We start from the raw sequence: 15440 nt of genomic DNA on the forward strand, positions 1-15440 counted from the left end.
GTCTTATTAAATCTCCCCCGGAACGGTCGGGTCTCCTGCGTGCGAATGGTATAATGGTGGAAGACCGAACCCAAAGGAGAAGGGAGTGCACATGGAAAAGAAAGAGCACAGGGCGAAAGACCAGTACGATGGCATGTCGCGCTTCTACGAAGTGCTGTACGCCGTCGCCTGTCAGGCGGATCACGAGCGGCAATTTTTCGATACATACAGTTCCTTGTTTTCTATGCTACCCGAAAACGCCAGGATTCTGGATAGCTCCTGCGGCAACGGGGTAAAGACCGCTGCGCTGGCGAAAGCCGGCTACCGGGTGGTGGGAACGGACATCAGCAGCGAGATGGTCGGCATGACCAGGGCGCATGCGGACAGGGAAGGCGTCGCCTTTCCCACCCACATCCTGTCCTGGGACGAGCTATCCGACCAGTTCTCCGAACCCTTTAATCTGGTCCTCTGCATCGGCAACTCCATCGTCCACAGTCGGGGTGCCAAGGAACGCACGGACAACCTGCGCGTCCTGGCCGAAGTGACAGTACTCGGTGGTCTGATCGCCGTCGACTCCCGCAACTGGGAAAAGATCCTGCGGGATCGCCCGCGTTTCGAAACGAGCGATCTGGTAACCTACGAGGGCAAGGAGTACCTTTTCACCTACATATGGCATCTCGACGAAATGGAGGCACCTTGTCATCTAGAGATCCTGTTCATTGAGATCCGCGATCGAAAGCACACCACCTGGGATGTTCATCGGCTGGATTTTACGCCTTTCGGCCACCAGGATCTCTTGGAAACGGGACGGGCGCTCGGGCTGAGCGTTCACGCGGATGACTACGAAAAAGAAGCGGACCGCTACACCGTTGTCTTTCGAAAGCCATAGCAGCATAGATCAACCTTTCTATACAACCGAACAAGGAGACGAGACAATGATTGAAGCAAAACTCATCTTGATCGACGGCATCACGGGCTCAGGAAAATCCTCGACCGCACAGTTTCTGGCCGATCAGATGCAAAGAAATGGCATCGAGGTCAGCTGGCATCATGAGGACGAAAAAGACCATCCGATCAAGTTCGATGAGGAACTGGAGGTCTTCGAGTCCCAGACTCAGTTAGAACGATTTCTCGACATGATGCCTCGCCTGTGGCAAGACTTTGCACAAGAGACAATGGAATCGGAATCAGTGCAGATCCTCGAGAGCTCTTTTTTCCAAGATTCCGTGCGGCTCCTTTTTCAAAGCAATGTGGATAAGCAACGGATCATCGACTTCGTTTGTGCGATAGAAAAGGTTATCGCCCCCCTTGACCCGGTACTGATCTACTTCCATCAGATAGAAGCGGAGGCTTCCATCAGAAGGATCTGGAAGCGCAGGGGACCACAGTGGAAACAGTGGTTCATTGATCTCGACATGCAGACCCCCTACGTAAAACGTAGCGGTCTGACGGGAGAGGCTGGTGTTATCGGTCTTTGGGCTGATTACCAGACCCTCACCAACCAACTCGTTGAACGCTTCCCCCACAAGAGGCTATCTATCGAAAACACCGCTGGTGACTGGCCGGAGTGCCGAAGAAGGATCTTGGATTTTCTTGCACTCGACTTTGTCGATCCGTCTAAGGTAAGAGGTGAGGAAGCATGGGAAATCTACTGCGGTCATTATCGTGAGGATGATGGCGAAATTTCATGTGAAATCAAGCATACTGAAAAGGGGTTGGTTTGCGATCTCATTTGGCCTGACATCCGTGTCTTACCCGATCACTCGAAAGGAAAGCATTGTTTTTATTTAGAGTCTTTTCCCGTTTACCTAGAGTTCGGGGTAAAGGAAAATGGTAGGGTACATACCCTGCTCCTCAGCGGGGGTAGGGCCCAGCTCGACGGCCGAACACTACATAGAACGTCATAAGCAAGGAGCCAAAGGAAAGGTGGAAGTAAGATGTTCAGAGAAGTGAGACGAAATAAGCAGCTGTTGCCTATGGAGGACACCGTAGCTGTGCTAGGTCGCGGCACCAACGGCACCCTGGCCTGCGCAGGTGATGACGGCTATCCCTATGCCGTGCCCCTCAGCTACGTCTACCACAGGGGCAAGATCTACTACCACTCAGCCAAGAGCGGTCACAAGGTCGATGCCATTCGACGGGATCCAAAGGTCTCTTTTACCGTGGTAGACGAGGACACCATCGTGAGCGCGGAGTACACCACCTACTTTCGCAGCGCCATCGCCTTTGTAAAAGCCCGGATCGTGGCAGGTGACGAGTGGTTCGATGCCTTCAGGGTCCTCGTGGAAAAGTACTCCGGCGACCAGCCCGAAGAGCACAAGATGAAAGAGATCAGGGGCTGTGGCCAGTCCGTGATCATAGCCATCGACATCGAACACCTGACCGGGAAAGAGGCCATCGAGTACGTCCGGGCCAAGGAAGGTAAGGACAAGGTCTAAGCATGGGCGCGTTAGCGATTTTCACGGAGGCCATCGCCACGGGTCGCGAGATCGAGTTTACAGCAGACGGCAGAACCTACTTCCTCAGCCGACACAGCGACACGGACTGGTACCTCTACTGCGAAGAGACGAAAGACAAGCAGAGCTTCCCATCGGGAAAGGCCCTTCTGGCGAAGGCCGAGATCGGGGAGAAGTCCTTGATCGATCGGATGGACGCCTTGGAGATCATCACCATCATTTATAGGAATCCAGAATGGGTAAGAAATAGCGAAGAGGTGATGCTATGTATTATGAAGAATCCATTGTCATCGATCGACCGCTGGAGACGGTCGTCGAACGGTTCTCCGATCTAGAGGCCCGCCAGTACTGGCAGGTGGGCCTCGTATCCTCAACGCTGATCAGCGGCGAGGGGCTCGTCCCTGGAACCCAGCGAAAGCTGGTTTTCAACACGGGCAAGCGCACCATGGAGATGACCGAGACCATCCTGGAGAACGAACTGCCCTTGAACTACCCATGACTGAAGTCACGGGATTCGGTTATCGCCTTTTTGGCGACGACCACTTTTTCCTGTTTCACAGACTACCGCTTAGATTGCAGGAGCAATCCAAGTCTTACAAAACCTCCTACAGAGCTTGGCTCTGCTCACGAGTGTGACAGGCACTTCCCGTTGTCCCAACGGTACAGGTACACTTGGTACCGCTTATGCTTAGGCAGAGATGCCTAATGTATCTAAACCCTGTTTTCTGATGTTGATGGCTGCATTCTCGTCCCGTTCATGCTCAGCGCCACAGTGACTACAACACCACTTTCTGTCGTTCAGCGTAAGGGCGATGTGTTTCTCCCCACAGGAAGAGCAAATCTTAGATGAGGCATACCAACGGTCGATCTGCACAAGATGCTTTCCCTGCCACTCCAGTTTGTACTTCAGGAAGATGATGAACTGAGACCATCCCGCATCTGATATGGCTTTCGATAGTTTCTTGTTCTTGACCATGCCCTTGATACTCAGTGTTTCCAGTACGACCACTTGGTTTTCGTTGGCCAACCGGGTACTCAGTTTGTGGGCGAAGTCTTTTCGCTGGTTTGCTATATGACCATGTAAATTTGCTATTTTTTGTGCTACCTTCTTGTGATTCTGTGAATCGAGCTGTTTCTTGGCCAACCTTCGTTGGAGCTTGGCCAGTTTCTTCTCCGACGCCTTGATGTACTTGGCTCTTTCGATGAACGCGGTGTTTTCACCATTGGAGATGGTGGCGAAGGTCTTGAGGCCAAGATCAACACCGACGGCTTTCGAAGCGTCAATACTCTGGATCTCCAAGGGCTTTACCAACTCGATTGTCTCTTCGAGAGCAAGGGAAACATAATACTTAGAGCCCTTCAGGGTGATCGTCGCTTTTAAGATCCTTGCATGACCCCTTCTCACTTTCGTGAGGATCTCCTTATTTCTTGCTGTCTTTACTTTTGCCATGGACACCTTCCCAAGTTTCGGTAACTTGATGTAAGAAGAGCCGACGATCTCGATGTTGTTGTTCGTCATCTTGGTTGTATAAGCCTTCTTGGCGCTACGTTTTGATTTGAACTTCGGATATCGGTTTTGACGAGTGAAAAAGCGACCGTACGCATCTTCGACATTTTCACAAGCCGCTTCTAAAGCAAATTTGTCGACCTCTTTCAAGAAACCATAGTCCTCAGAGGACTTCAGTGGCACCATGGTCTCCTTCTTGTACTTACCAACCGAAAGTTTCTTTCCATTCTCCCTATAATAGGTTTTCCTCGCATCGAGATACTTATTGTAGATCAGCCTGGCACATCCAATGGTCTTGTTGATGAGAATCGCCTGTTCCTCAGTAGGATAAACACGAAGAACAAGGCCATAGTGTTTTAACTGAAGACCCTGCTTAGCCAGTACCTCGTTTTTTTCTTTGACTGTCATTCGTTTACCCATGAGTATTCCTTCTCCTTTTGAGACTGGCGTATCTTCGGATTTGATTTTCATCAGTAGATGTGCATGATCCCATCTGTGAGCTACAGCAAACTGCATTCATTTCATCCTTGGCGAAACTTAGATCTTGTAACTCATCATATCCTGTTGGTATGCAAAACCCCAGAGTTACGACTCGAATGTAGATCGTTACTGTTATAGCTCTCTCTGATTGACCATGCCTTGCTCACTAGTTTTGCCGCACGGTGCTCTCTTATTTTGCCGCGGATTTTTTAAATCTTAGCAGCGAAATGTCGCTGCTAAGTGGGGGAGCGTCAAGGCATCTCCCCTTGAATGACTGTTCGAATCATGTGATCATCAATCAACTGTTTCGCTCGCTGTGATGCGAAAAGCAAAGCATGCGTACACAGTTTGTTGATTGCTCGAGGAGTGCCGGCGCTATAGAGAAATATTTCTTCTAGAGCCTTCTCCGTAAAGATCTCGGTTTTACCTCCTGCATAGCTCAGATGTGTACTCATGTACTCGGTCATTTGAGATAAGTCCATCTGTGGGATTTCACACTTGATATCAATCCGCTGTCGGATCGCAGCATATCTCTTGAGCTTCAATTTGTCCCATAGTTCATTTTGGCCAGAAAGAATCAAAGCCATTGGCTGATAAGAGTCCATCCGGTAGTTCAACAGAAATCGGATCTCTTCAAGTGTCTCCTTATCAAGTAGATGCGCTTCGTCGACCACAGTAACTACTTTTTTTCCATACACACCCCGAATGATCTCAAGCTGTTGGTGCAATTGCCGTCTGGAGTCTCCTCTGTAAAACTTGGATTCTACGCCTAACTGGTCCAAGAGGCCTTTGTAAAACCAACGAGGGGTCAGTTTGGAGTCCGATAGGTAAAGGAACTCATACTCCCGACTGGGAAGTGACTCTGAGAGTCGTCTCAGAGCTGTTGTCTTACCGCATCCCACATCAGAGGTGACGACTGCAAAGAGTTGTCTCGATGAGGCATATTCAAGCCTAGACAGAGTCTCATCAAGCATACTCGAAAGGTACAGGGACTTTGTTGGAATCTGACTTGAGAAAGGTGTATGCTTCATTTCGAAAAAGGTTTCATACATGTGCCTGGCCCTCGCGGATACTTCTGAAAACGACCGCTACATCCTTACGCGTACGACCCGTGATATTAGCCTCATTAAGTCCATCGAGAAGCCTTGAACGATTCGTATCTATCGTTTGTTTCGAGGGCTCCAACTCACGCTTAGCACCGCAGTTCGGGCCGATTTCAAGCTTCTTCACTTTAAACGGTTTGAAGTCCTTATGATGGATCTCCACCTCATCCATCCAGGTGGCATCGTAGTAGACCTCGACTGTTCTTCCAATCAGTGTAAGACCTACTTCATACTTGCCACCATTGAAACTGATGCATCCCGTCTTATCTACCTTGCGGGTTTCGGTATGTAGGAATGCACTCCTGAGATCATCAACGTCTATGAATTTGAGAGGCCTCGAATCGGTTTTGAAAGCTACCCCAGGTGATATGCCCTTTAATCCCGAGTGGGCTGATTTATGATAATGCTCATCTATCCATAGCTGGAGCATTTCATTGAGCTCTTCGAGCGACCTCGGCTTCTCTAGAGCGACTTCCGAGAGGAAGGATTCGATTCTTCGGTTGAAGGCTTCAATTTTGCCTTTCCCTTCGGGATGATACGGTTTCGATTTGATATGCTTGATTGTCAGCTTGGCACAGGCTTTTTCCAAGTGGTTGGACCGATACTGCTTGCCATTATCAACATAAATCGCATCCGGTTTTCCATAGTGAATAATCGCGGTTCTAAGGGTATCTTCAACGATCTCGGCCTTCTGGTTTTCATAGAACTTAGCAGCAACTATGTACCGGGTTGCGTCATCGATAAATGCAGACAGATATACTTGTTTCTTCTTCCCCTGATCACCAATGGGAAGAAAGGGTCCATACTTGATATCCCCTTGATACAGCATGCCACGGTGTTCTTTTGCAAACCGTCTGCTGGCAATGCCTTTTTTCGTGTACATACGCATCTGTTTGGCGCCGTAACCGGCTTCTTGCAGGTGGCGTTGTAAGGTGCTTCGTTTGATATTATCTTTTTCAATCAAACCCTCTAGCTCTAAGATGCGAATCAAATCGCCCACACTACGAGATGGGTTCTCGCGGCGAAGTACGATTGCCTCCTTCACGATTGCATCGAAGTTTGTAGGAAGGGTGTCACTTTTCTTACGGTACCCTGCCTTGGGTTTGAGCCCTTCAAAGCCATCCTTTTGGTAGGCTTCGAGGTAACGGCCAACGGTTCGGTAAGAAACAAGATGCTTTCTGGCGATCTCCTTTTTCCTGTCGACAACGTCTGCATACGGAAGGTTTTCTTCCAAGAGCGGCATGATCATTTGCATACGTTCAGCAGCAATGTCATCGCGATTTTTCTCGTTCACGAATCAGTACACTCCCTTTCATTTTTACTTAAGGAAAGTATACCGCGGTCTCGCTTGCAAGGCATGCAAACTGGGTGTGTCACACCTAACCGCCCTCGATGATCAACCGGTTCAACAGGGTTAACCATCCAGGACCATGTTGTCTGAATTTCTGGAGTAAAGAGCACCGCTCAAGTAGCGAGGGGGGTTCAAGATAATTGGAGTACCATGAACGTTGCAAAATGGCCTCTGCCATTTTACTGAAAGACCGAAAGAAAAGTAACCAGCGCTGACACGTGGTAGGTGGCGCTGGACAATGATCCTGACCACCATCGATTTCCTTCTCGATCACTTTCGATTCATAGTGTTTGAAAGGCATCATGAAGTCAGGTAGCTCTTGGTGAATGAGACCACACTCCATGCACCGAAGCCTTCTGATTCTGTACGTTCGGCGCTCTCCATTGTCCATGATGCACTTACGGTTTCTCGTCCTCGATTGCAATAGCAAATTGAAATAGTGAGCCAATATGTAACCGATGGACTAATCTAACTGCAGCTAAGTAATCCTAGTTTTTCCTCAAAGGCTTCTTCAGGGGTGCTATACCCCAGGATTTTGCGAGGCAATGTGTTACACCAGAGCTCGATCCAAGCAATATACTCAGCAGAGAAGTCATTTAGGCTTTTCCCTTTTGGGATGAACCTTCTGATCATTCCGTTATGTCGCTCGTTAGTGCCACGCTCACCTGAGGTATAGGGATGAGCGAAGTAGACGCTGGTTTTGATGTGCTCCTCTAGTGAAGCCAAACCTGAGAACTCGGTGCCATTATCGCTCGTGATGCTTTTGAAGACCTCCGGGGTGAACGCTCCAAATGTGATAGTCAACTCCTCTAGAGCCTCCATAACGGCGTGTGCCGTTTTACTGGGTATCTTGATGATCAACTCATAACGCGTCTGCCTCTCTGTGAGCGTCAAGAGCACAGGCTCTCCCGTGGTCTTCTTGCCGATGACCGTGTCAATCTCCCAATGTCCGAATTCGCTGCGGTCATTGATATGTTCTGGGCGTTCTTCGATACTTGTCCCTAGCTTGAGCTTATTCTGCCGTACGCGAGCGGGTTTACTCGAACGACGAACTTTCAGAGGGAGATCAAGGTTGATGATCTCAAGAAGGCCTAGGTCGATATAGTTGTAAAGGGTCTTCGTACAGACCATTTCTGAGGGGGCGAAAAGCCCTAGTTTTCGAGCTTGCCCAACGATGGCGTCGATCGAATGTTTGCTCTTTCTGAACTGTTTCATAACATGCTTGATGAAAGCTCTGACCTGGAGCAGCTTGTATTGTTTCTTCGAGTTTTCCCGATTACGCTCGTAAATGAGCTGGCCGGTATCTGGATAGTAAATCTTTATCTCGCGGTCGTTTTTGATCTGGGTGACAGTACCTCTTTCGAGCTCGACTCGAATCGTGTTATACGCTCGTCCTAGCTTCTTTGCGATGGCATAAGCGCTGTAGCCCTCTTTGAGCAGAGATGCAATTTCACCCCGCTCAAATGCACTTAAATGTTTATTCTTTCGGTCAACTGGTGTATCATTGATGGTATCCATAGTGATGCCCTCCTTATAATTGTTTGTGGTGAACTAATTATATTACAGGTTGGCACACTATGGACTTTTTATTGTTTCAATTTCATTTTACAATCAAGCCTCTTTACTCCTAATGAAAAATATCAATTTCAGGATTGTGCTCAACCTCATAGAGTGATATCATTATCATGGTTTTGGAACACCACTTTACGAGGGACAATCTTGCCGGAGAGTCCTTGTGAAGTGGTGTTTTCCTTTTTCACCTCATTACCAGTTAATCATTACTGATAATAGATTACTATGCCGTCTGTGGCAATACAAGAGAGCAAAAATGTCTGCTCCTGGACAATGCCACAGAGCAAGGCGAGGTCAAATCAGGAGAGCAGAAACACGTTACCACTTCAAAGCTCTTCTGTTAATGAAATCACCTTTCTATTATTGTAACATATGTTCTGTTTTTTGACAGGGAATATTAAGCATATTGCGCGAAAAAAACGCCCTAACTCACGACTGAAGTCACGAGTGTGCGGGCGCTAAATCATCAATTTCTGATCGATACCCTTTCGTACGCTTGCTACAGACCATCGACCTGGAGCAGAGCCTTCGCCCGTACCATCACGGGGTCCGTCCCCTCGATCCGGGCTTTTAGGTCGGTGAGCACCGGAATATCCGGTCGGATGCCCCGCCCCGATTCCTCTGGTCCCACGTCCAAGGCAAAAACTTTGGTGGCATAATGACAGCGTATCTGGGTGTTTTTCAGTACCACATCTCGAGAAGCATCGGTGCAGACCTGGTTGCCACCGGTTTCCGACCCGATGAGCGTCCCCAGATCGTGGGCCTGCACAAAAGCCGCCAAGTGGGCCGATGTGGAGAAGACCGCCCCATCCACCAGGAGGACCACCCGACCGTTGAAACGGTACTGGTCCTTCGGTTCGATCGGCTTACCAAAACCGAAGAGGCGGTAGATCGGCCCGAAGTCCCCCGCGAGATAGGGCTGTTCTTCCTCGATCAGGTAGGAGAGGAGGTCCTTGGCCATACCCGGGTCGCCGCCGTAGTTACCCCTGAGGTCGATGATCAGACGGTCGACCTGGTCTTCCTCTACCCTTTTGAAGAAATCCTCCAGGAAGGCATCGAAGGGTCGGCCCTTGTCTTTCATGAAGACATTCAGATCGAGCAGGGCATGGGATGCCCAGACATCGGAAGTATAGTGGGCCTTGCCGCGTGTCTCGGCGAAGTGCAGGGACCAGTCCGTCTCGTTGAGACGCGGATTGTAGACCCCGGTCAGTTGGACCTCGCGGAAGTCTCCCGCCAGATCCTTCAGATAGACCGTGAAGCGACCTGTATCGTCCATCAGATCGTGGTACTTGAGGGCGAAATGGCGGTCGAGCACGTAGCGTCTTTTCGCCGGGTTGTCCCCGTCGGAGCTGATGCCGGCGAGGAGTTTGCCCAAGATCTCCTCCGTGGAGGCCCCGTTGATCATCAGGATCTCCTCACCGGCCTCGATCCCGTGCTCCGGATCCGCCTGTCGGACGAAGAGCTTATCCTCCACCAGGGTTACGTCCAGCGGGAAGAAGCCCACGCGCCCCTTCCTGTTCTCCACCAGGGTTTCTGAGATCGACAGGTTGGTGTGGCCGCAGGAGAGGGCCGTGACCACCGGGTGGATCGTCCGGTAGAACTCTAGCTCCGTCATACCCCCGTAGATGCCGGACTCGGCGGTGGCGATGGCCTTCTCCAGCATGTCCCTGTCGGTATAGTATTTTGGATTGTTATCCACCACCACCCGAATCAGCTGGTCCAGATCGGCCCGTAGCGCTTCCTCTGAGTAGGTTTTCTCGTGTAGTATGGCGGTATCGGCCGTGCTCACGATGCCCCCGGAATGGTATAATAGGAAAAACGTGGCGATGCCCGTGAGGATCCAGGCGGTCATCAAGCGCTTGCTCTTCACGAGCCCTCTCGGTCGTAGTAAGTAGAGCACGAGCCCCAGGATGACAAAGACCGCAACCTGGAAAACGGAGATCCCCCCGTGCAGTAGTGTGGTGAGCATGTTCATTAGAATCAGTCCTCCCTCGGTTCTTTTGACAACAGTTTAACAGGCATAACTGAAGGGACCCTTAGCCCTATCTTAAATCCCTCTTAAACAGACCAGGTAAATCGAAAAGGAAGTGAGACATGATGCAGCCGATCCACGTCTTAGTCGCCGAAGATGAACAAGACATCCGTGAACTGTTGAAAATCCACCTGCAAGGAGAAGGGTACAGGGTCTTCACCGCAAAAGATGGGGTGGAGGCCTGGGAGCTGATACAAGGAGAACGCATCGATCTGGCCATCCTCGATGTCATGATGCCCCGCGAGGATGGTTTCAATCTCCTGCGGCGGATCCGCGAGACCATGACCTTTCCCGTGATTTTTTTGACCGCCCGTAACGAGGATATGGATAAGATCCTGGGGTTGGGCCTCGGGGCCGATGATTATCTGGCCAAACCCTTCAACGTCCAGGAGCTCCTCGCCCGCGTCAAAGCCCAACTAAGGCGGCAGACGGAGTACGGTACCCACCTGAGAACCCATGAAGAGAAGCTCCAGATTGGCGATCTCACCCTTGATACCGTGGGATGCACGGTCACAAGAGCAGGGAATGACCTGGTCCTCAACGCCAAAGAGTACAAATTGCTCAAGTTCTTCATGGAGAACCCCGGACGGGTCTTCACCAAACAGCAGCTCTACAGACAGGTCTGGGAAGAAGACCTCTTCCACGATGACAACACCGTCATGGTCCACATCAGTCACCTGAGGAACAAGATCGAGAAGGATCCCAAGAATCCGGTCTACATCAAAACCATCAGGGGAATCGGATACAAGATGATGGGAAGGGATGGCGAGCGCACATGAAACCCAACTTATTTCGCCAGTTCCTTCGCAACTACTTTTCCATGTTCCTCATCACGATCATGGTGGGTGTCTTCGCGCTCCTGCTCCTCGATTTTTCCGATCACATGATCTCGGAGAACCTGGTGAAGAACACCTATCCCGCCGAAGAGCTGATGCGCGACGACTTTACTGCGATTGATGCCAGCGAGGTGGTTGCCAACGGGGGTGGCCTTCAGGTAGTCGGTGAGCATCTCGAGGTCCTCCGTTCGGAAGGCTACGATCTCTTTTCGAAAAAACAACTGACCACTACTGAATTCACGGATTTCCTTGCCGGTAGCCAGCGCATCGGTCATCCCTACAACCACGACATCGCCTACAATGAAGAGGGTAAGTTCTGGCTCGTCGTGACATTCCCGACCTCCTTTCGGATCGACCTGGCCATCGTGCAGAACCACGAACATGCCTCGGTGGACGGGGCCATGGTCCGCCGCGTGGTGGTTTCCATCGCCCTTTTTTCGTTAATTCTACTGGCCATCAGCACCTTGGTCTACTCCAAAATCAGTTCTTTCGGCATCACGCGTCCCCTGCGGAAACTGGTGGAGGGCACCCAGCAGCTCAAGGCAGGAGACTACTCGGCCCGAGTTGACCTCAACCTGAAAAATGAGTTCGGCGACCTAGAGGAGACCTTTAATGCCATGGCAGAGCAGATCGAGCATGAGGTCGCCCGCCGGGAGGCGTCGGAGGAGAACCGCAAGGCGCTGATCCTACACATCTCCCACGATCTGAAGACACCGCTGACCAATATCCTGGGCTACGCCGAACTCTGGGAGGACTCGCCGCAAGTGTCGATGGCTCAGCAGGAGAAATACCTGGGCATCATCAGAAAGAACGCCATCAAGGCCAACGATCTGGTCACCAATCTCTTTCAGCTCTCCAAGATGGAAAGCTCGGAATATACCCTCGACCGGACCGAGCTGGACTTTGCGGAGTTTCTGCGCGAGGAAATCGCGGCGGCGATCCCGGTCTTAGAGGAGCGTGGCTATCCCTACCGCATAACGATCGCAGACGATCCGGCCCTGGCATCCGTCGATCCCAAGGAGATGAGCCGCGTCCTGCAGAATCTCTTCTCCAACGCGATAAAGTACAATCCGCCGGGGACGGAGATCTCAATCGAACTAAAAAAAGGAGAGGGCGACCTTATCCTGACCTTCGCCGATCACGGTGTTGGGATGCCGAGTGAGGTGGTCACCCATGTTTTTCACTCCTTCTACCGGGCTGAAGGCTCGAGGAACTCAGAGACCGGTGGGACCGGTCTCGGTCTCACCATTGTGGACCGGGTCATTCGTGCCCACGGTGGTAGCATCACATTGGCATCACAAGAAGGGCGGGGGAGTACCTTCACCCTCCGGATCCCCAGGGTTTAAGGGGGATTTAAGAAAGAGAACAAGGTGGTTTAAAGTGGCCCTGCTATCCTTGGGATAGTCGGTCACACCACTTGTTCTCTTTCTATCTTAAGGAGGTAGCCAAAATGGAAACACTCGCCGGTCACTACGATCAGTGGGGCGCCGTGCTCTTTTTCATCCTGCTCTACGGGGGAATCCTGTTCTTCCTACCCTACTATCGAAAGATGGAAGATAAACCGAAGGGCGCCTTCCTGGCCTTCGTCATCGCCTTTGCCATCGAGATGCACGGGATTCCCTTCAGTATGTACCTGATTTCCTGGGTCATCGGCAAACAACTTCCCGAGGGCATCCTATGGGGTCACACCCTGGTCCATTCGGTGGGATACCTGGGTATGTGGATCAATGTCCTCTTCGGTCTGTCAGGTCTCGCCCTGATCATCAGCGGATGGCGCACCATTTACAAACACTACTGGTCCCACGAGGGGGGAGAGGGCAAGCTGGTCACCAGCGGCGTCTACCGCTACATCCGCCATCCCCAGTACACGGGTCTTCTCCTCATCAGCCTCGGCATGATTTTCGAGTGGGCCACCCTGACCCTGCTCCTGCTCTTTCCCGTGATGGTCGTGCGCTATGTGACCCTTGCCCTGAGGGAAGAACAACAGATGCTGGCGGAGTTCGGTGAGGATTATCGAACGTACATGGTGCGTACGAAACGTTTCCTCCCCTTTTTGATATAGATTATCAAAAATACAAAATGTCTAGGTGATGAACAGTACAATATGTGATAAAATGGTAGAAAAGTGAAGTCATCCATCGTGTTAAGGACCACAGGAGGCGCCGCCCCATGACCATCACACAGAAGAAGAACCACTCGATTTCCATCGTACTCAACATCGCTTTACTCATCGGGCTCTATTTGCTCACTCGGAACTTTCTGCTTTTTCATGCTTACGCCGAGGGGTTCAGCATCGCAATCGCCATTTTAATGTTCGTGGTCACCTGGAACGCGCGGCATTTTATCGACAACTTTTACATCCATTTCGTCGGGCTCTCTTACCTCTTCGTGGCCAACATCGACTTTCTCCATACCCTTGGCTACATGGGGATGAACGTCTTTCCCGATTACAGTTTCTACGCCAACCAGTTGTGGATCTTGGGCCGGGCCATGGAGGCCCTTAGCCTGCTGGTGGGTTTTCGCTTCATCCGACGTAGAGAGAAGTTCAACGAGTACGCCATGCTCGGGATCTACACGGTGATTTCGGCCATCGGCATCCTGTCGATCTTCACCTGGAAGATCTTCCCCGAGGCCTTTATCGAGGGTGTGGGCCAAACGCCTTTTAAGATTAGTGCCGAGTACGCGATCATTGCGGTCCTCCTCGTGGTCCTCTACCTGTTAAGAAGGCATCAATCCGAATTCAGCGACACCATCTACCGTCTGCTCAGGCTATCGATCATCACCACGATCCTAGCCGAGCTGTTCTTCACCTTTTACATCGACAACTACGGAATCTCCAACGTGCTCGGCCACTACTTCAAGATCATCTCCTTTTTTCTGATCTACAAATCGATCATTGAAAAGGGAATCCGGGAACCCTACGAGGTGATCTTCCACAAGCTCGAACAAAAAAGGAAAGAGTTGAAGGCATCAAACGCAGCCAAGACCAAGCTCTTTTCCATCATCTCCCATGACCTCAGGAGCCCTTTCAACGGGATCATCGGGGTTTCAGATCTCCTGGTGAGCGACGAGATCCATCTGGAGCCTGAGGAGGAGAAGGAAATGCTCCTGGCCTTGAACAGAAGCAGCCGTGAGGCCTATTCGCTGGTGAACAATCTGCTGGACTGGTCCCAGATGAATCTAGAGGGGATCACGCTACAAAAAGAAAGACTCCATCCCCACAAGGTTATCGAGCGGGTGTTGCGTACGCTAGAAGAACCCCTAGATCGTAAGGATCTAAAGATTTCCATTGAGGGAGCTGAGTCGCTCATCGTAACCGCTGACGAGCGGAGCCTGGAGTTGATCTTCAGAAACATCCTGTCCAACGCCATCAAGTATTCTTATCGGGGTGGGCGGATACAGGTATCCCTCGCCTCTGCAGAGGGCCAGGGGATCGTCACGATCACCGATGAGGGGCCTGGCATGAGCCCCGAGAGACTTCAGACGGTCAGAGAGTCCCTGTACAACAAGTCATTACCCGGTACCGAGGAAGAGAAGGGAACGGGCCTTGGCCTCGGACTCGTGAAAGAGTTCATCGCGAAAAACGGAGGCGCCATGGAGATCGAGAGCGAAAAGAGAAAAGGCACAACCTTCCGACTCGCTTTTCCAGGACCCCAGGCATAAGACGATACTGAAATGAAGAGAAGAAAGAAGGGATATGGATGAGCACCACCGGCAATCTTTTATGGGTGATTCTAGGCGGACTGATCACATCGGCCATGTGGGTGATCGCCGGAATCTTGATGTGCCTCACGGTCATTGGTATTCCCCTGGGTATGCAGTGTTTCAAAATCGCCGGCTTCGTCCTCTGGCCCTTCGGCAGGCGTATCGAGCTCGGCAACTTCGGTGTCGGGGGCCTACTGCTCAACATCCTTTGGCTGGTCCTCCTCGGCTGGGAGCTGGCCATCGCCCACCTCTTCTTCGCCGCAGCCTTGGCGATCACGGTGGTCGGAATCCCCTTTGCCCTCCAGCACGTGAAGTTAGCGCAACTGGCTTTTTTGCCCTTTGGCGCCAGGGTGAAAAATCAATGAGTACATGCAGACGATCCCCCACGACCGTAATCCAGACGGTGGTGGGGGTTTTTC

At 51.2% G+C, this 15440-nt stretch carries 16 protein-coding genes; 10 read left to right on the top strand and 6 right to left on the bottom strand.

Going from position 1 to position 15440, the window contains the following annotated elements; genetic code table 11:
- Nucleotides 1-91 precede the first annotated feature (91 nt).
- From ACULM0_RS14525 to ACULM0_RS14545, 5 genes are read left to right on the top strand one after another with little or no spacing between them, the layout of a single operon-like run.
- Nucleotides 92-868: a class I SAM-dependent methyltransferase gene (locus ACULM0_RS14525; RefSeq protein ID WP_463678255.1), complete on the top strand. Its 777-nt coding sequence runs from the start codon at nucleotides 92-94 to the stop codon at nucleotides 866-868.
- A 46-nt stretch (nucleotides 869-914) separates the two neighbouring features.
- Entirely contained in the window at nucleotides 915-1886 is a 972-nt protein-coding gene (locus tag ACULM0_RS14530; RefSeq protein ID WP_463678256.1) for a P-loop NTPase family protein, read from the top strand.
- 30 nt (nucleotides 1887-1916) lie between these two features.
- Nucleotides 1917-2417 (top strand): pyridoxamine 5'-phosphate oxidase family protein, encoded by a 501-nt coding sequence (locus ACULM0_RS14535; protein ID WP_463678257.1) that lies wholly within the window; start codon nucleotides 1917-1919, stop codon nucleotides 2415-2417.
- A 2-nt stretch (nucleotides 2418-2419) separates the two neighbouring features.
- Nucleotides 2420-2770 (top strand): hypothetical protein, encoded by a 351-nt coding sequence (locus tag ACULM0_RS14540; protein ID WP_463678258.1) that lies wholly within the window; start codon nucleotides 2420-2422, stop codon nucleotides 2768-2770.
- Nucleotides 2701-2934: an SRPBCC family protein gene (locus tag ACULM0_RS14545; RefSeq protein ID WP_463678259.1), complete on the top strand. Its 234-nt coding sequence runs from the start codon at nucleotides 2701-2703 to the stop codon at nucleotides 2932-2934. Before ACULM0_RS14540 ends, ACULM0_RS14545 begins: the two co-directional genes overlap by 70 nt.
- A 189-nt stretch (nucleotides 2935-3123) precedes the next feature.
- Here ACULM0_RS14545 and ACULM0_RS14550 read toward each other — a convergent pair whose 3' ends face one another.
- The 6 genes from ACULM0_RS14550 to ACULM0_RS14575 form a co-directional block, all read right to left on the bottom strand.
- Complete coding sequence (locus ACULM0_RS14550) at nucleotides 3124-4362, bottom strand: RNA-guided endonuclease TnpB family protein (protein WP_463678260.1); 1239 nt, start codon at nucleotides 4360-4362, stop codon at nucleotides 3124-3126.
- Nucleotides 4363-4673: 311 nt separating this feature from the next.
- Nucleotides 4674-5474: an ExeA family protein gene (locus ACULM0_RS14555; protein ID WP_463678212.1), complete on the bottom strand. Its 801-nt coding sequence runs from the start codon at nucleotides 5472-5474 to the stop codon at nucleotides 4674-4676.
- Nucleotides 5467-6819 carry a DDE-type integrase/transposase/recombinase gene (locus tag ACULM0_RS14560; protein WP_463678261.1) on the bottom strand — a complete coding sequence of 451 codons (1353 nt, stop codon included), beginning with the start codon at nucleotides 6817-6819 and terminating at the stop codon, nucleotides 5467-5469. The genes ACULM0_RS14555 and ACULM0_RS14560 overlap by 8 nt, the downstream gene beginning before the upstream one ends.
- An 85-nt stretch (nucleotides 6820-6904) precedes the next feature.
- The gene (locus ACULM0_RS14565; protein WP_463678262.1) at nucleotides 6905-7324 is read right to left on the bottom strand and encodes a DUF6431 domain-containing protein; all 420 of its coding nucleotides are present in this window, start codon (nucleotides 7322-7324) and stop codon (nucleotides 6905-6907) included.
- A 20-nt stretch (nucleotides 7325-7344) separates the two neighbouring features.
- On the bottom strand, nucleotides 7345-8394 hold the full coding sequence (locus ACULM0_RS14570; protein ID WP_463678263.1) for an IS30 family transposase: 1050 nt from the start codon (nucleotides 8392-8394) through the stop codon (nucleotides 7345-7347).
- Between the two features lie 553 nt (nucleotides 8395-8947).
- Nucleotides 8948-10423 carry a S41 family peptidase gene (locus tag ACULM0_RS14575; RefSeq protein WP_463678264.1) on the bottom strand — a complete coding sequence of 492 codons (1476 nt, stop codon included), beginning with the start codon at nucleotides 10421-10423 and terminating at the stop codon, nucleotides 8948-8950.
- A gap of 131 nt (nucleotides 10424-10554) precedes the next feature.
- Between ACULM0_RS14575 and ACULM0_RS14580 the strand changes: the two genes are divergently transcribed.
- The 5 genes from ACULM0_RS14580 (at nucleotide 10555) to ACULM0_RS14600 (ending at nucleotide 15386) form a co-directional block, all read left to right on the top strand.
- Nucleotides 10555-11259 (top strand): response regulator transcription factor, encoded by a 705-nt coding sequence (locus tag ACULM0_RS14580; protein ID WP_463679894.1) that lies wholly within the window; start codon nucleotides 10555-10557, stop codon nucleotides 11257-11259.
- Entirely contained in the window at nucleotides 11256-12662 is a 1407-nt protein-coding gene (locus ACULM0_RS14585) for a sensor histidine kinase (protein WP_463678265.1), read from the top strand. Before ACULM0_RS14580 ends, ACULM0_RS14585 begins: the two co-directional genes overlap by 4 nt.
- Nucleotides 12663-12766: 104 nt before the next feature.
- Nucleotides 12767-13378, top strand: coding sequence for a methyltransferase family protein (locus ACULM0_RS14590; protein WP_463678266.1), 612 nt, complete (start codon nucleotides 12767-12769; stop codon nucleotides 13376-13378).
- 107 nt (nucleotides 13379-13485) lie between these two features.
- A complete protein-coding gene (locus ACULM0_RS14595) occupies nucleotides 13486-14979 on the top strand; it encodes a sensor histidine kinase (RefSeq protein ID WP_463678267.1) in 1494 nt (497 codons plus the stop codon).
- A gap of 38 nt (nucleotides 14980-15017) precedes the next feature.
- On the top strand, nucleotides 15018-15386 hold the full coding sequence (locus ACULM0_RS14600; RefSeq protein ID WP_463678268.1) for a YccF domain-containing protein: 369 nt from the start codon (nucleotides 15018-15020) through the stop codon (nucleotides 15384-15386).
- Nucleotides 15387-15440: the final 54 nt, after the last annotated feature.

The sequence above is a fragment of the Halotolerantifilum yawarlongkerapense genome (assembly GCF_054506745.1).